General features: G+C 35.8%; 12 protein-coding genes. 7 read left to right on the forward strand and 5 right to left on the reverse strand.

What is annotated here, in order from left to right:
* Positions 1-117 precede the first annotated feature (117 nt).
* Positions 118-2,040 carry a RecQ family ATP-dependent DNA helicase gene (locus tag P2086_RS11295; protein WP_317896850.1) on the forward strand — a complete coding sequence of 641 codons (1,923 nt, stop codon included), beginning with the start codon at positions 118-120 and terminating at the stop codon, positions 2,038-2,040.
* Here the strand turns inward: P2086_RS11295 and P2086_RS11300 are convergent.
* The 4 genes from P2086_RS11300 to P2086_RS11315 all read right to left on the reverse strand — a co-directional run bounded on the left by P2086_RS11300 (position 2,024) and on the right by P2086_RS11315 (position 6,940).
* Complete coding sequence (locus P2086_RS11300; RefSeq protein ID WP_317896851.1) at positions 2,024-3,052, reverse strand: hypothetical protein; 1,029 nt, start codon at positions 3,050-3,052, stop codon at positions 2,024-2,026. The genes P2086_RS11295 and P2086_RS11300 overlap by 17 nt on opposite strands.
* 207 nt (positions 3,053-3,259) lie before the next feature.
* Entirely contained in the window at positions 3,260-3,604 is a 345-nt protein-coding gene (locus P2086_RS11305; protein ID WP_317896852.1) for a DUF6970 domain-containing protein, read from the reverse strand.
* Positions 3,605-3,638: 34 nt separating this feature from the next.
* Positions 3,639-4,262 carry an alpha/beta hydrolase gene (locus P2086_RS11310; protein WP_317896853.1) on the reverse strand — a complete coding sequence of 208 codons (624 nt, stop codon included), beginning with the start codon at positions 4,260-4,262 and terminating at the stop codon, positions 3,639-3,641.
* Positions 4,263-4,387: 125 nt separating this feature from the next.
* Complete coding sequence (locus P2086_RS11315; RefSeq protein WP_317896854.1) at positions 4,388-6,940, reverse strand: ATP-dependent Clp protease ATP-binding subunit; 2,553 nt, start codon at positions 6,938-6,940, stop codon at positions 4,388-4,390.
* 282 nt (positions 6,941-7,222) lie between these two features.
* Between P2086_RS11315 and gyrA the strand changes: the two genes are divergently transcribed.
* From gyrA to P2086_RS11345, 6 genes are all read left to right on the forward strand, one after another.
* Positions 7,223-9,808, forward strand: coding sequence for a DNA gyrase subunit A (gene gyrA / locus P2086_RS11320; RefSeq protein ID WP_317896855.1), 2,586 nt, complete (start codon positions 7,223-7,225; stop codon positions 9,806-9,808).
* 126 nt (positions 9,809-9,934) lie between these two features.
* Positions 9,935-12,796, forward strand: a complete 2,862-nt coding sequence (locus tag P2086_RS11325) for a M16 family metallopeptidase (RefSeq protein ID WP_317896856.1) — start codon at positions 9,935-9,937, stop codon at positions 12,794-12,796.
* Positions 12,797-12,920: 124 nt separating this feature from the next.
* Positions 12,921-14,075 carry a tetratricopeptide repeat protein gene (locus P2086_RS11330; RefSeq protein WP_317896857.1) on the forward strand — a complete coding sequence of 385 codons (1,155 nt, stop codon included), beginning with the start codon at positions 12,921-12,923 and terminating at the stop codon, positions 14,073-14,075.
* Between the two features lie 25 nt (positions 14,076-14,100).
* Positions 14,101-15,453 carry a tetratricopeptide repeat protein gene (locus tag P2086_RS11335; protein WP_317896858.1) on the forward strand — a complete coding sequence of 451 codons (1,353 nt, stop codon included), beginning with the start codon at positions 14,101-14,103 and terminating at the stop codon, positions 15,451-15,453.
* Positions 15,454-15,715: 262 nt separating this feature from the next.
* Positions 15,716-16,648 carry a ribose-phosphate pyrophosphokinase gene (locus P2086_RS11340; protein WP_317896859.1) on the forward strand — a complete coding sequence of 311 codons (933 nt, stop codon included), beginning with the start codon at positions 15,716-15,718 and terminating at the stop codon, positions 16,646-16,648.
* Positions 16,649-16,722: 74 nt separating this feature from the next.
* Positions 16,723-17,346: a 50S ribosomal protein L25 gene (locus tag P2086_RS11345; protein WP_317896860.1), complete on the forward strand. Its 624-nt coding sequence runs from the start codon at positions 16,723-16,725 to the stop codon at positions 17,344-17,346.
* 83 nt (positions 17,347-17,429) lie between these two features.
* On the opposite strand, the gene P2086_RS11350 is transcribed toward P2086_RS11345, so the two are convergent.
* Positions 17,430-19,535, reverse strand: a complete 2,106-nt coding sequence (locus tag P2086_RS11350) for a zinc-dependent metalloprotease (RefSeq protein WP_317896861.1) — start codon at positions 19,533-19,535, stop codon at positions 17,430-17,432.
* Positions 19,536-19,670 lie beyond the last annotated feature (135 nt).

The raw sequence follows: 19,670 nt of genomic DNA on the forward strand, positions 1-19,670 counted from the left end.
GGTTGTGATCACTTAGATTTAATTTCTGTGCTGTTTTGCGGATGAATAGAATCTTAATTTTAAAAAATGATAGTTTAATGCATTTAATTTCTGAAAATTACTGAAATTAGCAGATTAGTGAACGCAAATATAAAAGAAGATATTCATAGGCTGTTAAAAAAATACTGGGGATTTGATAGTTTCAGGCCTTTGCAAGAAGATATTATTCTTTCTGTGTTGGATAAACACGATACACTCGCTCTTTTACCAACAGGTGGTGGCAAATCTTTGTGTTTTCAAGTGCCGGGATTAGCTCTGGGAGGTACAACTTTGGTGATTTCACCACTAATTGCTTTAATGAACGATCAGGTTCAAAATCTTAAAAAGAAAGGTATTTCGGCAGTAGCCATAAGCGCTGCCATGAATTTTAAAGAAATTGATGTAGCACTTAATAATGCGGCACTGGGACATGTACAGTTTATTTACGTTTCACCTGAACGTTTGCAAAATGAAACCTTTGTACAAAAGATTTCTTACTTACCAATTACCCTAATTGCTGTAGATGAGGCGCATTGTATTTCTCAGTGGGGTTTCGATTTCAGACCAAGTTATCGAAAGATAGCGACGCTTCGCCCTTATTTTCCAGATTGTAAAATCATTGCTTTGACTGCAAGTGCAACGAAAGACGTTGTAGAAGATATTCAAAAGCAGCTAGATTTTAAAGATGCGAATGTATTCAGACAGTCGTTTGTGCGCAAGAATTTACGCTATGTGGTACAGTTGGAAGAAAATAAAATTGAGCGCCTTTTTAAATTGATTCATAACATTGGCGGTTCTGGTTTAGTTTATGTGCGTAACCGAAAAAAAACAGAAGAGCTGGCTGCGTTTTTAAAGAAAAATAAAATTTCTTCCATGGCATACCATGCTGGTTTAAAATACGAACAAAGGCAGAGTGTGCAGCAACAATGGATTGATAATAACGTACAAGTAATTTGTGCCACCAACGCCTTTGGAATGGGGATTGATAAACCTGATGTGCGTTTTGTGGTGCATCTTGATTTACCCGAAAGTCTTGAAGCGTATTTTCAGGAAGCGGGCAGGGGTGGTCGTGACGGGAAAATTGCTTACTCCACCATATTTTATACAAAAGCAGATCAACAGCGTCTTATAGATAATTTTCAATATGCATTTCCTGAATTGGATTATGTGAAAAATACCTACCAAGCAATTTGTAATTATTATCAGATTGCTATTAGCGCAGGGCAAGGTACTAACGTGCAATTCGATATTGATAAAATTTGTAAAAGCTACAACCTGTCGCCTATATTGGTTTACAATAGCATTAAGTTTTTAGAGAAAGAAAATTATCTTTCTTTAATTGACGGCGGGTTTGAACCTTCCAAAGTGCTTTTTACCGCTAACAAAGAAGATATTTATCAATTCGAATTACTCTACCCGAAGTTTGAGCCACTTGTAAAAACGCTTCTTCGCAGCTATGGCGGCTTGTTTGAGAATTATGTGTACATCAACGAAAAAGATCTTGCTTACCGTGTGAAAATAAGTGCGGCCTCAATCATGGAATACCTTGCCTATCTCGATAAACAGGAAATTTTATCTTATGTACCGCAGTCTGCACTTCCCAAACTTGTGTTTATGCAAGACCGTGTTCATGCAAATTATCTGGAATTTAATCCTGAAAATTACCACCGTTTAAAAGAACAATACCTTGAACGTATTAACTCTGTAATTGAGTACACCAATAATGATAAGCTTTGCAGACAGGTTCAATTGTTGATGTATTTTAACGAATTTAATTATAGCGATTGCGGACATTGTGACGTGTGTATTTCCAAACGCCCAAAGGATTATGAAACGGTTAAAACTAAGCTCCTTACTTCCTTAAAAAATAAAAGTCTTACCCTTGAACAATTAAAAGATAAAATGAAAAGTTCTAACGATGAAACCTGGATCAAAGCCTTTAATGAGCTCATTGATGACAATATTATCGTTGAAGAAGAGAGTATCTTCTATCTTAAAAAAGATTCTAAGGAAAGACTTTAATTTCCACAGATCTTCCCGTAAGCGTATTCAACTCCATCGCCAAATAGCGGTGGTAAAGCGTAAACACATTTAAAGGTTTAATGGTATGAAGACTAAACGTAAGTTCGTTATCGCCAAAAGAAACAATTGGGTTGTCGTAAATGGAGTTCTGACAGGTTTTAAAAATGGTGTCTACTTTTAAGGACGCTATATTGCACTTAAAAATTCCATTGGAGTTTGACCAATAAAAATTTTCATCCGTTTTATCTAAAGTAAGATTATCAAAATTTATTTGTCCAGCTTTACTATATACAGGGCCACTTATAAGCGTTCTGTTATTAGATTGATTTTCGAAATCGGTATAATATACATCGCAAGTGTTGCTATTCACTTTAAGCGTTAACAGTTTGTCACTTTTTTTGAAAGTCGCTAAATAGGGAAGTTCTGCTTCAAATTCAAGAAGAAAATTTCCACTCACGTTTATCTTCATCATTTTTGGTGGTACATTAAAATAACCTTCGCTAAAATAATAAATCACATTCCCGGTGTAATCCCAATAAGGATTGTGAGCATGGTTGTCGTTGGTTAATGCTATTAGACTATCACCAGAATTTTTAACGACGAAAATATTATTTTGAGAATCGCTAAATGTAATCCAGCCTTTGTTATTTACTTGCGGTAAATATTTTCCTAATGGGTAAATATATTTGGCTGTTTTAGAGGGAATATCGTAGAATAAGAGCTTATTCGAGCCAAGTGCGTCTCCGTTCACCACCATAATAATTTTGTTTGAATTAACGGGATCGAAAAGAAAGGCATTGATGTTTTTATTTCCGTCTTCTAAGCTATCTATCCATTCAAAAGGAGGTGGAGGCAAAGGGAGATCTTCACATTTAAATTCTTCTACGGGAGTTTCTACAATAGGCGGCACAGGCGTGTTGTTCTCAGGTGGTTTGTCTTTTTTACCACAAGCTGATAAAAGTAAAATAGATAGAAACGCTATGTAATAGATTGATCGCACTAAATGTCTCATAAAGTTATTAATAAAAGCTCAGATGCCGATTTTATATGGCTATTAATTATGAAACACCTGCTTTTAATTTCTTTTTGGGAGCCACGAACCTGCCTGCCGTCGCGCGGCATAGGCAACGGTAGGCAGGTTCCACGAATTAGCACGAATGGTTTTCCAGTGATTTGATTCTTTCAGATTAGTGTAATTAGTGGCAGACAGAAGCACTGATTACCTCTCCCAAACAGTCCTCACCAAAAGCGCATTCGAAAAATCTTCGCCTTTAATTTTTACATTCCCAACAAAACCACCAAGAAAACCAAGACTCTTACAATTCTTATCAAACACCTCAGACGTCATATCATTTCCGCAAGCATTTTGATCAAACACAAACACGGTAGCACCTTGAAATGTGTACTCGTTTACTTTCAGTCCTTTTTCACAAGAAGTCTTTGAAAATGCTTCTATTGAGGCTTTGATACAATCGGGTATCTTACCACTTTGTTCATTGGACTTTTTTGTTTTGCAACAGACCAATAAGAGCAAACAGTTTATCAAAAGGAATATTTTTTTCATAATAAATACAAGAGTAAAATTACATTATTTGTTCCTATTGGTTATAGTTTCCATCTGCCCATTTTAAAGCAGGATTTACCCATTCTGGCAATGGTTTGTATAAGAAGCCATGTCTTAGCCCTGTATTAATTTCAATTTCTTTGTAATGATTTATTCCTGTGGAAGCATTCTTTAATGACAGACAGGTGCCTGCGCCATCGCTTTTTTCGTAGACAGAAAGAATGTTTCCGTAAAAATTAAGTTCAGCATTTGTTTCATCTCTGTAGCAAGCGGCCATAAACACATAATTAATGTCTTTGTTCTTTGCATAAGAGGATACATACATGGCTATCAACGCACCTTTGGAAGCACCAATAACGGTTACTCTCTTTGCTTCAACACCTTTCTTTAAAAGGCTATCAATTTGTTTTTTTATTTTGAGCGCATAGGGTTTTACGTCGGTGTCCTTTGCTCGGACTTCACTCAAAACCAATGCTTTGTTTTTTCTCAATGAATCGAGAATGTCATTGTATTTATAGGCTCCGTAACTATTTATCTTATCAACCGCTTCAGCACCTTGATTTTCGATAATTTTACCATGCAAGTAAAAAATATAATTCTGTGAGAATGTTTGAGTAGATGCAAAGAGCAGTAATGTTAGCGTAAGCAGTTTTTTCATAGCACGGATTTAAAGTAAATGTAAAGGTTTTCATTTAATCTATGCTAAACACTTTACTCAGTTTGTAACACAAAAAAAATCCCGCTCTTTTTCAAAAGCGGGATTCTTATTATAAAATTAAACTATTAAGCTTTATCTTCTTTTTTGCTTCGCTTTGTTTTAGGCTTGTGAGCACTTACAATAATTTCATCTTTTTCTTTATTGTAATCCACTTCAATTTCATCGCCTTCCGTTAAGCTGCTTTTAATGATTTCTTCAGCCATAGGATCTTCCAAATACTTTTGAATGGCCCTTTTTAATGGTCTTGCACCGTAGTTCACATCGTAACCTTTTTCAACAATGTAATCTTTAGCCGCATCACTAATCTTAATCACAAAACCTAATCCGTTTACTCTTCCAAAAAGACTAGCCAATTCAATATCAATAATTTTATGAATGTCTTCTTTTTGAAGTGAGTTAAACATAATCACATCATCAATACGATTTAAAAACTCAGGTGCAAAAGCTTTTTTCAAAGCGCTTTCAATTACTCCTTTTGAGATCTCATCTTCTCCATCTTTTCTGGTAGCTGTACCAAATCCAACACCCACACCAAAGTCTTTTAACTGACGCGCACCAATGTTACTGGTCATGATAATGATGGTGTTTTTAAAATCAATCTTTCTTCCAAGACTGTCCGTTAACATCCCATCATCCAACACTTGTAATAACATATTGAATACATCTGGATGCGCTTTTTCGATCTCATCTAATAAGATAACCGAGTAGGGGCGACGACGTACTTTTTCAGTTAACTGTCCACCTTCTTCATACCCAACATATCCCGGAGGTGCTCCAATTAAACGCGTAGTAGCAAACTTCTCCATGTATTCACTCATATCGATACGGATTAACGCATCGTCGTTATCGAATAAATGTTTTGCCAATACTTTTGCTAATTGCGTTTTACCAACCCCAGTAGGACCTAAAAATATAAAAGAGCCAATTGGTTTGTTTGGATCTTTTAATCCAGCACGGTTACGTTGAATCGCTTTTACAACCTTTTCCAAAGCTTTATCCTGACCAATTACTTTACCTTGCAGCAAAGCATTCATTTTGATCAGTTTTTCGCCTTCGTTTTGGTTTACACGTTGAACAGGCACTCCACTCATCATACTCACTACTTCCGCCACATTTTCTTCAGAAACAGTCACTCTATTTTGTTTGGTTTCTTCTTCCCAAGCCTTTTTAGCAGCTTCTAACTGCGCGTGTAATTGTTTTTCAGTATCGCGTAATCTTGCAGCTTCTTCGTATTTCTGACTGCGAACTACCTGATTTTTCAATTCCTTTATTTCTTCAATCTTACCTTCAATCTCCACAATGTTTTGTGGCACATTAATATTCGTAATGTGAACGCGACTTCCAGCCTCATCTAAAGCATCAATAGCTTTATCCGGTAAATGTCTGTCTGTAATATACCTTGCTGTTAAGGCAACGCAAGCTTTTATCGCTTCGTCAGTATACGTTACGTTATGATGGTCTTCGTATTTCGATTTAATGTTGTGTAAAATCTGAAGCGTTTCATCTGGCGTAGCAGGTTCAATAATTACCTTTTGGAAACGACGCTCTAAAGCACCGTCTTTTTCGATGTACTGACGGTACTCATCTAAAGTCGTTGCACCAATACATTGTATCTCACCACGCGCTAAAGCAGGCTTAAACATGTTACTCGCGTCTAAACTACCACTAGCACCACCAGCACCAATAATTGTATGAATTTCATCAATGAATAAAATCACATCTGGACTTTTTTCCAATTCGTTCATGACCGCTTTCATACGCTCTTCAAACTGACCGCGGTACTTAGTCCCTGCAACCAAAGAAGCAAGATCTAAAGTCACCACACGTTTTCCAAATAACACACGCGATACTTTGCGTTGAACAATGCGTAAGGCTAAACCTTCTGCGATACTTGATTTACCAACACCTGGCTCACCAATTAAAATCGGATTGTTCTTTTTACGACGCGATAAAATTTGTGATACGCGCTCAATTTCTTTTTCACGGCCAACAACAGGATCCAGTTTTCCATCTTCAGCCATCTTGGTTAAATCTCTTCCGAAATTATCAAGAACGGGTGTTTTAGATTTACTCTCACCTTGTTTTTTCTGACCACCAGTTGTGCCACCGCCACCAAAGTTTGCTTCTTCAGCATCATCTTCATCACCACCACCGGTAGCAGAGTTTTCAATGCGTCCCGGATTTTCGAGAAACCCCTCTAATTCTGCGCGTGCAGCATCGTAATCAATGCCGTATTTTAATAATGTTTTTGTAACAACATTGTCATTCTCTTTCAAAATACACAACAATAAATGCTCTGTACCTATTTGAATAGATTTAAATGTTTTTGCTTCGAGGTAGGTGAGTTTAAGTGTCTTTTCTGCTTGTTTAACTAAAGGGATGTTTGCAAGGTTGTTAGACTTGCGTAATCCTGGAGTAAGACTTTGCTCAATGCTCTTTCTTAGTTCAGAGGAATCTATCCCCAGATTTTTGAGTAAACGCATTCCTACGCCGTCCCCGTCTCTAATCATGCCAAGCATTAAATGCTCAATACCTATATAATCGTGCCCTAATCTAAGAGCCTCTTCCCGGCTGTACGTAATGACGTCTTTTACCCTGGGTGAAAATTTTGCTTCCATATACTAGTTTCCTTATTTGTTTGGTTAAGTTACATATATAATGCCAAAACCAAAAATAGGTTTAAATAAGTGGAATAGCCTATTCCATAATTGGTTTTTTTAACAAATATTTTGTTGATAAGTTTTAGGTGTATTTGCTGATTTTTCGGTACTTTCATGGGTTCAAAAGAATATTCTGAGCTTCTATTTTAAGTGGACAAGTGTTAAACATTGAGCCTGACAAAAGAGCATAAGAAAGCAACAAAAAAACAGTAATTAAAAATTAGATAACAAAGAAATAATATGGCAGACGGAGAAAAAATTATTCCTATTAACATTGAAGATGAAATGAAAACGGCTTATATCGATTATTCGATGTCGGTTATTGTGTCGCGTGCTTTACCCGATGTAAGGGATGGTTTAAAACCTGTACACAGAAGGGTGTTGTACGGGATGTTGGATTTAGGTGTACTTCACAATCGTTCTTACAAAAAATCAGCACGTATTGTTGGAGAGGTTTTAGGTAAGTATCACCCACACGGTGATGCTTCTGTATATGACACAATGGTGCGTATGGCGCAGGATTGGAGCCTTCGTTACATGTTAGTTGATGGCCAAGGTAACTTTGGTTCTGTAGATGGTGATCCACCTGCTGCAATGCGTTACACTGAGGTGCGTTTCCGTAAGATTGCGGAAGAGATGATGGCAGATATCGAAAAAGATACTGTTGATTTTCGTCCAAACTTTGACGACTCGTTAACAGAGCCTACAGTTCTTCCTACACGTATTCCTGCTTTATTAATGAATGGTTCTTCTGGTATTGCTGTGGGAATGGCTACCAATATGGCGCCGCACAACCTGACAGAATGTATCAATGCTATTTTGGCATACATCGATGACAACGAAATTGATATTGATGGTTTAATGAAACACGTTAAAGCACCTGATTTCCCTACTGGTGGAACAATTTATGGATATCAAGGTGTGAAAGATGCTTTTCATACTGGTCGCGGACGTGTTGTATTGCGTGCCAAAGCAAACATTGAACCTGTAAATGACAGAGAACGAATTATTGTTACAGAAATTCCATATCAAATTAATAAGGCGGAAATGATTAAACGCCAATGGGAATTATGTAACGAAAAGAAAATTGAAGGCATCAGCGAAATTCGCGACGAGAGTAACCGTGAGGGAATGCGCATTGTTTACGAATTACGTAGAGATGCCATGTCAAACGTTGTATTAAATAATTTATACAAGTTTTCGGCGCTTCAAACTTCTTTCTCAATTAATAATGTTGTATTAGTTAAGGGACGTCCGCAAATGCTAAACTTAAAAGACATGATTCACCATTTTGTGGATCACCGTCATGAAGTAGTTGTGCGCCGTACGAAATACGAATTGGCACAAGCAGAAAAACGTGCACACATTTTACAAGGTTTATTAATTGCGATTGATCATTTAGATGAAGTAATTAAAATCATTCGTGAGAGCGAAAGCCCTGATATAGCAAGAGATGAGTTGATTGGTAAATTTAATTTATCAGAAATTCAGGCACGTGCTATTTTGGATATGCGTTTAAGAACTTTAACCGGACTTGAGCGTGATAAAATCAAATCGGAGTACGAAGAATTGATGAAAACTATTGCTCACTTAAATGAAATTTTAAATAACGAACCATTGCGTTTTAAAATTATTCGCGAAGAATTGGAAGAAATAAAAGATAAATATGGTGATGAGCGCCGTACAGACATCGTTTATGCTGGTGATGATTTACGCATGGAAGATATGATCGTGGATGAGAATGTTGTTATAACTATCTCACACATGGGTTACATGAAGCGAACCAATCTTGCCGAATACAGAGCTCAAAACCGCGGTGGTAAAGGAAGTAAAGGAACAGCCACCAGAGATGAAGATTTTGTAGAACATATGTTTATTGCTTCTACACACAATTACATTTTATTATTTACAGAAAAAGGACAAGTGTATTGGATTCGTGCTTACGAAGTTCCTGAAGGAAATAAAACCAGTAAAGGAAGAGCCATTCAAAATCTCATCAGCATACAACCAGATGATAAAGTAAAAGCATTTATCAATATTAAAGATTTGAATGATGAAGAATACATTCAAAACAACTTTATTATTTTATGTACGAAGGAAGGTATCATTAAGAAAACTTCTGTAGAAGCATATTCACGTCCACGCGCTAATGGTATTAATGCTATTACTATTCGTGAAGGAGATATTTTATTGGAAGCTGCTTTAACTAACGGTAAAAATGAAATCATGCTTGCTACCAAATTAGGTAAGGTATGCCGTTTTAACGAAGCGAAAGTAAGACCAATGGGGCGTAATGCCAGTGGTGTTCGCGGAATTGATTTGAATGATGAAGAAGGTGGTAACAATGAAGTAGTTGGAATGATTTGTATTGCTGATGCAGAAGCTAACGTTTTAGTTGTTTCAGAAAAAGGATACGGTAAACGTTCTGATATTGATGAATACAGGGTTACTAACCGCGGTGGTAAAGGTGTAAAAACTATAAACATCACTGAAAAAACTGGAAATCTGGTTGCTATTAAGTCTGTAACAGATGCCAATGATTTAATGATCATCACTAAAAATGGTATTACCATTCGTATGAATGTATCTGATTTACGTTTAATGGGACGTGCAACACAAGGTGTACGTTTGATTAATATTCAAGATAGCGATAGTATTGCTGCTGTTACTAAAGTAGATCATGAAGAGGAGGAAGAAGAAACTATCACGGATGTAACGGATACAGCTACTCCAGCAGCGGAGAATGATGGATCTGATGCTACTACCAACGATACTGAACCAGATTCACCAGAAAATAATACTACACCAACGGACGATATTAGTTAATAACGGAAGTCGGTATTAAGCGTAAAGAATTATCTTTATAAAAAATTACAAGAACAGAATATGTACTTCATCAAATGATGAAACCTCTATTCTGTTTTTGTTTTATAAACTTTTAAAAACAACAAAATGACTAAAAAGATTTTACTATCAGGTGCACTTAGTTTCCTAGCATTAGGAACGTTGCTGGCCCAACCTACATTAGTTGAAAAGGTGGAAGCAACAGCAGGTAAAGTGGTAATTCCCTACGAAAGATGGAAATTACCAAATGGATTAACGATTTTATTGCACGAAGATCATTCCGATCCTGTAGTAAATATCATGGTAACTTACAACGTAGGTTCGAACCGTGAAAGTCTTGGTAAGTCTGGTTTTGCGCACTTTTTTGAGCACATGATGTTTCAAGGATCCAAACATGTGGGTGATGAGCAACATTTTAAAATGGTTTCAACCGCAGGTGGTGATATGAATGGATTTACTCAGCGTGATAAAACTGTTTATTATGAAACACTTCCTTCCAATTATTTGGAAATGGGACTTTGGTTAGAGTCCGATCGTATGGGCTTTTTGTTAGATTCATTAACAACCAAAAAATTCGAAAATCAACGTGATGCCGTTAAGAATGAAAAATCTCAAAACATCGAAAATCGTCCTTACGCTATGGCATTTGTTGAAGAGATTAACAAAACCTTATATCCTCCAGGACACCCATATAGCTGGCCGGTAATTGGATATGTAGATGATTTAAATCGTGCTGATTTAAATGATGTAAAAAACTTTTTTTTACGTTGGTATGGTCCAAACAATGCCATAGTAAGTTTATCTGGTGATTTTAAACCTGCTGATGCGCTTGCCTTGGTGGATAAATATTTTGGTGATATTAAACAATGTCCTGAGGTAAAAAAACTAAGAGTTGCGCCTGTTACAATTGCAACAGATAAGTATACGGCTTATAGAGATAAAACATATTTCCCTTTAAACTTACGCGTATTCCCGACTGTACCTCAGTATCACCGCGATGAAGCAGCTTTAGATATGTTAGGAACTATGATGGGACAAGGAAACAATTCGGTGTTCTATAAAAAATTCGTAAAAAGCAAGTTAGCGGTGCAAGCGTCGGCTGATCACGGCTCTGATGAATTATCAGGTGAATTTCAGATTGCAATTTTTGCTTACCCACCAGAAGATTTTAATCTTGAAAAACTATTTACAGATATCGATGCAAAAGTAAAAGAGGCTATTGATGAATTTGGACAAACTGGAATAACCGACGAAGCTTTAGCACGTGCGAAAGGACAAGTTGAAACGAGAGCATACGATCAAATAAATTCGGTATGGGGTAAAAACGCAACTATTTCTGAATGGGAGCGTTTGTTAGGAAGATCTTCGAATGTTACAGATGAAGTAGATCGTTATGCACGCTTAACAAAAGAAGATATTTCGCGTGTATTTAATAAATACATTAAAGGTTCTGGAGCTGCGGTTTTAAATACTTATCCAATTGTAGATCCTAAAGATTCGGTAAAAAGTGTAAATCCGTACGCAGGACAAACTTTTCCAGTGAATCCTGAATACAAAGGCTTAACTTATACACCTGCTGTTGAGAAGTTCAACAGAAGTGTTAAACCTACTGAGGGTTCTGCCAAAACGGTGAAAGTTCCTGAATACTTTTCGTCTAAACTAAAAAACGGCATGGGTATTATTGGAACTAAAAATGCTGAAACTCCTGAAATTGCTATTGTTATGACGATGGAAGGTGGAAGTTTAGTATTAGGAAAAGACAAAATTAAAAAATTAGGTATTGCCGAATTAACAGCTAGTATGTTAAATGAAGGGACTAAAAACTTCACTACCGAAGAAATTAGCTCACAGTTAGATGTTTTAGGAAGTTCGATATCGTTTGATGCGAGCAAAGCATCTACTACAATACGTGTTAACTGTCTTAAAAAGAATTTTAATGCTACTTTAAAAATTCTGGAAGAGAAATTGTTAAGTCCAGGTTTTAGAGAAGAAGACTTTAAATTGGCTAAAAAGCAATATAAGGAAGGAGTAAGAGATGAAGAAACAAATGCTAACGCCATTGCCTCTAAAATGTTTGCTTATGCTTTGTATGAAAATTCTGTTATGGGTTTATCACCAACAACTAAATCAATTGATAATATTGAATTAGCAGATGTAAAAGAATATTACACGAATTATTATTCGCCATCGGTAACCAATCTTGTTATTGTGGGAGATATTGAAGAGAAGGATGTAATGACAAGTTTAGAGTTCTTAAATAAGTGGGCTTCGAAAGAGGTAGTTATTCAACCAATAGATGAACCTGTAGCTTCTGTAGAGCCAAAGTTTTTTATATACAATAAATCATTAGCGCCTTCTTCTATTATCACAATGGGTTATCCATCTCTTAAATTTGATGCTACTGGCGATTATTATAAAAACAGAATTGCCAATTTTGTTTTTGGTGGAGCGTTTAATAGTCGTTTAAACTTAAACTTACGCGAAGACAAAGGCTATACTTATGGTATTCGCTCAGGGTTTAATGGTGGCAAGTATACTGGTACATTTCAAATTAGCGCAGCAGTTAAAAGAAGCTCAACCGCTTTATCTTTAGCTGAGGTAATTAAGGAGTTTAAAAAATACGAAACAGGGGGAATTACTGATTCGGAATTGGAGTATACAAAAAGTGCTTTGTTAAATACAGAAGCAATTAAATACGAAGATCCGTATCAAAAAGCTGATTTTCTTGCGTCTGTTGCGAGATTTAATTTAGAAAAAGACTATACAGTGAAGCAAAATCAAATCCTTAAAAATATGACTAAGGATGACTTAAATCAACAAATTAAGAAACACTTCGATTCAAATAAGCTTACAACAGTTGTAGTAGGAGATAAATGGATTATCGAAAGTTTACTGGATAAGGCCTCAAAAGAGGAGAATAATAAAGATGTACTAAATAAGGTTAAATTAAAGAAAATTTCTATTGATTAATTTATGTAAATAAGCAATCTTTGCGCTTATATTATTAAATAATGCAAACTAAACTAAAATAAGGCAGCCACTAAGTTTAATGATTTAGTGGCTGTTTTATTATTTACTCATTCAAATTTAAAAGATGAAAAAAATCTTCACATTAGTATTTATTGCTTTAACGGCCTTTGTTTATGCTCAAAGTATCAATATTCAAAACATGAATAACGCCTTAAGAAACAAAGATTATGCAAAAGGAAAGGTAGCTGCAGATGAAGCAGCCGTGCATGAAAGCACTAAATCCAGCGCAAAAATGTTCATGTACAGAGGCAATGTTTACAAAGCTATTTATTCCGATACATCAAAAGCAATAAGAGATTTAGATGTGGAAGCAGAGGAAAAAGCATTAGAATCGTACATCAATTGTCTGAAAAACGATAATTCAAAGGTATATATTGATAACGTAAATAGCGATAATGTAAAGTCAAATATGATTGCTTCTGCGTCGGCTACAAAGCGTAAAGCGCGTATTTATATAAGCAATAAAGAATATGATAAGGCTTTGTATTGTTTTGACCTTTTGGAACAAGCATTGCCTTTTGATTCTGATCAAAGTTTAAAACGTCAAAATGTAACCAAAGAAATTCTTGTTTTTGAAAAATTTGAGATGTACAAATCTGCCGGCAACAAAGACAAAATTAAAGAGTTTGCAAACAAACTCATTGATATGAATTATAAAGACGTGAAAATTTATACCGATATGGTGAAAATTTCGCTGAATGATAAGGATACCACTGCAGCCCTGTCTTATATTGAAAAAGGTAAAGTAATGTTCGAAGAAAACATGAATTTGATTAGCACTGAAATCGACATCTACATGGCACGTAAAAAGACGGATGTATTAAAAGATAAACTAAAAGCAGCCATTGAAGTAGCGCCAGATAATGAAATTTTACACCTCGTACTTGCAAATCTTTACGGGAAAACCGGCAAATTTGAGGATGCTGAAAAAGAGTATTTAAAATCATTAGAATTAAAGCCTGATTATGAACCGGCTAACTATAATCTTGGCGCCTTGTACTATGGTCAGGCAAAAGATTGGAATGATAAATTAAATGCACTTGGATTAAAAGACCCAAAAACAAAAGAGTATGAATCAAAATCAAACGAGTTTTTTAAAAAATCGGTTGGCTATTTCGAGTCATCGTATGAAATCACAAAAGACGCAAATACAAAGAAAATATTGCGACAAATTACTTTGAGATTAGGCGATACTGAAAAAGCAGAAAAATATAAGTAGTTACAAGAAATCTAAATAATTTAAAATGACCCTGAAAATTTTAGGCTTAAGCGCCGCAGTATTTATTTCTACTCTTGCAACTGCTCAAAAAAGCAAGGTACAAACAGCCTGGAGAGGTCTAAGCGACTATGAAGAAACACTAAAAGACGGTAGTCCGAATTTAAGTTATTTAACAAAGGCAAAAGAAGCTATTGACCTTGCTTTGGCACATGAGGACACTAAAAACCAATCGAAGGCTCATGCATACAAACTAAGAATTAGTTATGCGCAGTTTCAATATGACCTTGATCAGGAAAAGAAAAAACTGGAAGCAACGGTACCGGATAAAAACGAACGTTTAATGCAGGCTTATGGTATAGTTGACCTTAAAGATTTTGAAGTAGCTTCTGAAGAACTAAACAAAATTAAAGATCTTGATCCAAAGTTTTTAGAAACCATTCAAACAGGTTTAGAAAAAGGTGTTTCAGCTTTAGACGAAGAAGAATTAAAATTTGCCATTGCTGCGCAACAAATGAAAATGGAGTCGGGCAATATTGCTTCTGGAAAATACAAAGCGAAAAAGTACGAGGAAGCCGCTGATTATTTTTATAAAACAGGTGTTATGAATACTATCCTGTATAAAACAATAGATACTGCAAACTTCTATAACGCTTGTATCTCTGCCACTAAGTCAAAAAACCTGGATAAAGTAATTACCTACAATAAAAAAATGGTAGAAGCTAAAATTGCAGCTCCTTATAATTACGAAGCTATTTATACTGCCGAACTTGAAAAAGGTGACTCTACTACTGCTATGGAAAGTCTTAGAAAAGGAAGAAGCTCTTTTCCTGATGATATTGGTTTATTAACTCAGGAGACAAATCTGTTTTTGGAAAAAGGAAAACAACAAGAGGCTCTAAGCAACTTGCAAATTTCGATTGGAAAAGATCCTAAAAATCCTTTGTTTTATTTTATAACTGGACAAATTTACGAAAACCTTGCTAATCCTAAAGATAAAGTAAGTGGTAAAGAACTTGAGAAACCAAAAGACTTTGAAGAGCTATTTTTGAAAGCAGAATCAAATTACTTAAAAGCTATTGAGCTTAATCCTTCCAACAAAGAATATTTATACAATTCTCTGTTTAATTTGGGCGCTATGTACAACAATTACGGTGGTTACGTGGCTAATCATAAAATAGAGAAAATTACTGACATGGCTAAATACCAAAAAGAAAATGAAACAAAGGCGCAGGTGTATTACAAAAAAGCGATTCCTTATCTTGAAAAAGCATTAGCTATTAAAAGCGATGATCGTTCTACTATGTCTGCTTTGCGAAAACTATATCTCTTAACTGGCGATAATACAAAAGCTGTGGAGATGAGTAATAAACTGAAATAAACAAGTTTTCACTTTGGAATCTTTTGAAATAACTTAAAAGCCTCGCATTAGCGGGGCTTTTTAAATAATAAACTAAGACTTGCGTAAGTTTGTGTCAACCCATCGAGACACAATTATGTTTACTTTAAGACAAGTGTTCGAAAACTTATTCTTCCTAAAATCTTGAAAATTACGACCTTAGTGCGCTAAATTTAGTACCATTTTACCCGAAACAAACCCCTCTTTCATAAAAAAAGACTATATTTGCGCTCCCTTTTATAAAATGGAATCGCAGGTAAAATTATTTTCAGGAATTGCAACAGAAGATTTGGCAAAAAAAATTGCCGCTTCTTACGGACAAGCATTAGGCAAAGTTGAGCACTATCGCTTTAGCGACGGCGAACTTCAGGCTTCCTATGAAGAAAGTATCCGTGGACAAAGTGTGTTTGTTATACAAAGCACCATGCCTCCCGCTGATAATTTAATGGAAATGTTATTGTTGATTGACGCAGCGAAAAGAGCAAGTGCTCGTCATATAGTGGCTGTACTTCCATATTTTGGTTACGCTCGTCAGGACAGAAAAGACAAACCACGCGTGGCTATTGGCGCTAAATTGGTAGCCGATATGTTGGCAGTTGCCGGCGCAACCCGTGTAATGACTATGGATCTTCACGCTGACCAAATTCAGGGCTTTTTTAACGTTCCAGTAGACCATCTTTACGCTTCAACTATATTTTTACCCTATATTACCGCATTAAATTTACCGCACCTTACCATTGCCGCGCCAGATATGGGTGGCAGTAAACGTGCAAATGGCTACGCTAAGCATTTAAAAGCTGAAATGGTAATTTGTTACAAGCAACGTGCTAAGGCAAACGTAATTGAAAGCATGACTGCCATTGGTGAAATTGAAGGAAGAAACATTATTCTTGTCGACGATCTTGTAGACACAGGTGGCACGCTTTGTAAAGCAGCCGAAATGATGTTGGAACGTGGAGCATTAAGTGTAAGAGCAATTTGTACGCACCCTGTATTATCAGGTAAGGCCTATGAAAATATTGAAAAATCTTGTTTAACAGAATTAATTGTTACAGATACAATTCCTTTAAGTCAAGATTGCGCAAAAATAAAAGTGTTAAGTGTAGCACCACTATTTGCCAAGGTAATAAGCAGCGTACATAACTACGAATCAATTAGCAGTAATTTTATTTTATAACCCGTAAACAAACATAAACGAATATTCAGAATTGAAACGGGCAAATCGGGGTATTCAACAAAAAAAACAAAAAAATGAAAATAGTATCTTTGAGCGGTTCGCTGAGAGCGAACGTAGGGAAAACAGATGCAGCGGCTTTAAGAGCCAAAGGCATGGTTCCATGTGTTATTTATGGTGCTGGTGAGCAAATTCACTTTAGTGCGGATATCCGTCACTTTAAAGAAATCATCTTTACTCCTGAAACTAATTTAGTTAATGTAGAAGTAGGTGGTAAAACATACAAAACTATATTACAAGAAGCACAATACCACAAGATTAACGACCGTTTAATTCACGCTGATTTTTTACAAGTATCAGAAGATAAGCCGGTAATGGTTCAATTACCAGTTAAAACAAATGGTGTATCTGAAGGCGTTAAAGCTGGCGGTAAATTAACTATTAAAATGCGTAAAGTAAAAGTTAGAGGACTTATTTCTAAATTACCTGAGTTTATTGATTTAAATATTGAGCACTTGGTTATTGGAAAGTCTATTTCTGCTGGTGATATCAATATTGATGGAATTACTTTATTACACCCTAAAAATATTTCTATTGTAAGTGTTGATACAACACGTAACGTTGTTGCTGAAGAACCAGCTGCTGCGAAAGCTGCTGCTCCTGCTGCAGACGCGAAAGCTGCTGCACCTGCAAAGAAATAATACTAGATTTTTATATTAAAAAAGCCTCAAATTTATTTGAGGCTTTTTTATTTCTGTTCTCTTGTCCTGAAATAAGTTTGTTTTTATTTTACAATAATTTTCTTACACATTTTAGCGCCATTCACATGAAGATTAATAAAATATATACCAGCTGCTAACTCGGTATTTTTGTTAATTGAAATTGTGTATGAACCTTCCGAATAGGTTTTCTCGCTTTCATTTGAAATGACTTCTCCTGTTACAGTTACCAATTCGTATTTTATTTTTGAGAAATCAGAAAGTTGGAAGCTGAGGTTTATTACGTCGCTTGTTGGATTTGGAAATACATTAAAAGCAACAGCTTTAGTTAAGTCATTAATTCCAACCACACCAGTGAAATTAACTTCGTCTAAATAAAACCTATTCCCAGAACCGATCCCGTCTTTATTTTCCTGAAAGTAGAATCGAATGAGAACATTTTCTTCTGAGAGAAAAGAATAAAACTGAGGCTGTTGAGTTATGTTTCTTAGCTGCCAGTCAACAGATAAAGGATAATATAAATCAGATAGGACACCTCCAGTATTTAGAGCTAGAAAAGAATTTGTTGGAACCCAAACATCCAACCAAATACCACCACAATTTTTACTTGCCTGAACCTTAAACACATCTTTATGACTTGTTGATTGCCAAGCGTATGCGTATTTGAAAGAGAATTGCACCCCAGGATTGTTTTTAAAATCATACGATGGACTCTCTAATATTACAATGTCGTTTGGATCAAGGAGCTCTCCGGGTACGTAGGCAGAACCTATGCCATCTGATCCGATATTATTAACAATCTCCCATTTTTTTAAGGGTGAGGTTGGGCTAACTACTTTCCATGAAGTTGGAAGCGTTACGCCTGGCCCATAAAAACTTTCTGAGTTTGTAGAAATTATTTGAGTAACTCCATTTTGTACATTAATGGCTATTGTTTTTGAACTGCTTCCATTTGCATTGGAAACAAGACAACTCACTTGAGTTATACCTTGATTGGTAAAAAGAACGGGAGTGGTGGCTGCTGTAGGATTTACAACACTTGCTGAATTATCCGCAGTCCACAAATAGTTTGTTGGGGATGCATTGAATGTGTAACTAGCAAGACTCAAGGTTTTTCCAGAACAAACCACTAAAGCAGGATTGGCTAAAATATCTAAATCAGGAATACAGCCAACACCTGGACTAGTTATACCTGTAAAAGCTAAATTATTTGGTGTAGATAAATTATTTCTTCCAGCAATAGGACTATTTATGGCAGTCTGCATTCTACTTGCCTGGCCAATGGTGTACATTCGTTGACAATAAGCATAGTCCATGTAATTTTGCACATTTTCAACAATACCTGGGGTACAAATTGTAGAGTTGTTTAAATTGCAGGAAGTATAACCTTTTGTAATTGGCGTGTCATTCACACCGTCATTTCCGCAAGCAACACCTGGTTGATTGGTTCCGCCCCAAACATGAGGTAAATTAAGCCAGTGACCAACTTCGTGTGTTAAAGCTCTAGAAGTAGCTAAATTACCAGAACCAATACTACCAACATAGCCATTTAAAATAACAATAGCATCCATAGCAGCTGGTATACCCGAGCCTGGCAGATAAGTATAACCCGCGGCACCACCACCCATGGTTCTGACTACATAAACGTTTAAGTATCTTGTTGCCGGCCATGTGTAAGCATAATTGGAGCCACTTCCGCTCCAGTCGGTGTTTGCATCATAATGTCTAATAATGCCATTTGTACAATTACCATTTGGATCTTTTGTAGCAAGCATAAAATCAATTTGTGGATTTCCAATTAGGTGTTTAAATTGGATGACAACATCAGAAGTATCAGCGTTATCCGCATTAAAATCTCTTGTTAAAATACTCATGGCATCATTTACCTGCGCATCGCTAATGTTTTCAGATCCACCTAAATGTAAGATGTGAAAAACTACTGGAATAGTATAGTTTCCTGCAGCAGCACTCTTTCCAGCTAGTTTATAACCAGTTTTAAAAAGCTCGTTGTCTATTTCCTCTGAAACTTGCTGATGTTTCTCAAACGCTGCCTTTAGCTCGGGATGCTTAGTAAACCAGGCATTTTGCATTTCTGTTGTGTAACAATAATTTTGTGCTGATAAAAGGTTGCAACCAAATAGTATTATCAAAGAGGATAAAAGTTTGCGCATTTTTTGTTTATTTTTTTTGTTAAATTTAATATGAGAACATTAAAGATAGTGAAAATAAAAGCAAGGTTATCTGTTTTTTAACTTTTAAACTCTCAAAAACAATTCACACTAAAATCAATTGGATATTTGAAAATA

Origin of the sequence: Aurantibacillus circumpalustris, assembly GCF_029625215.1 — a bacterium.
Classification (GTDB): domain Bacteria; phylum Bacteroidota; class Bacteroidia; order B-17B0; family Aurantibacillaceae; genus Aurantibacillus; species Aurantibacillus circumpalustris.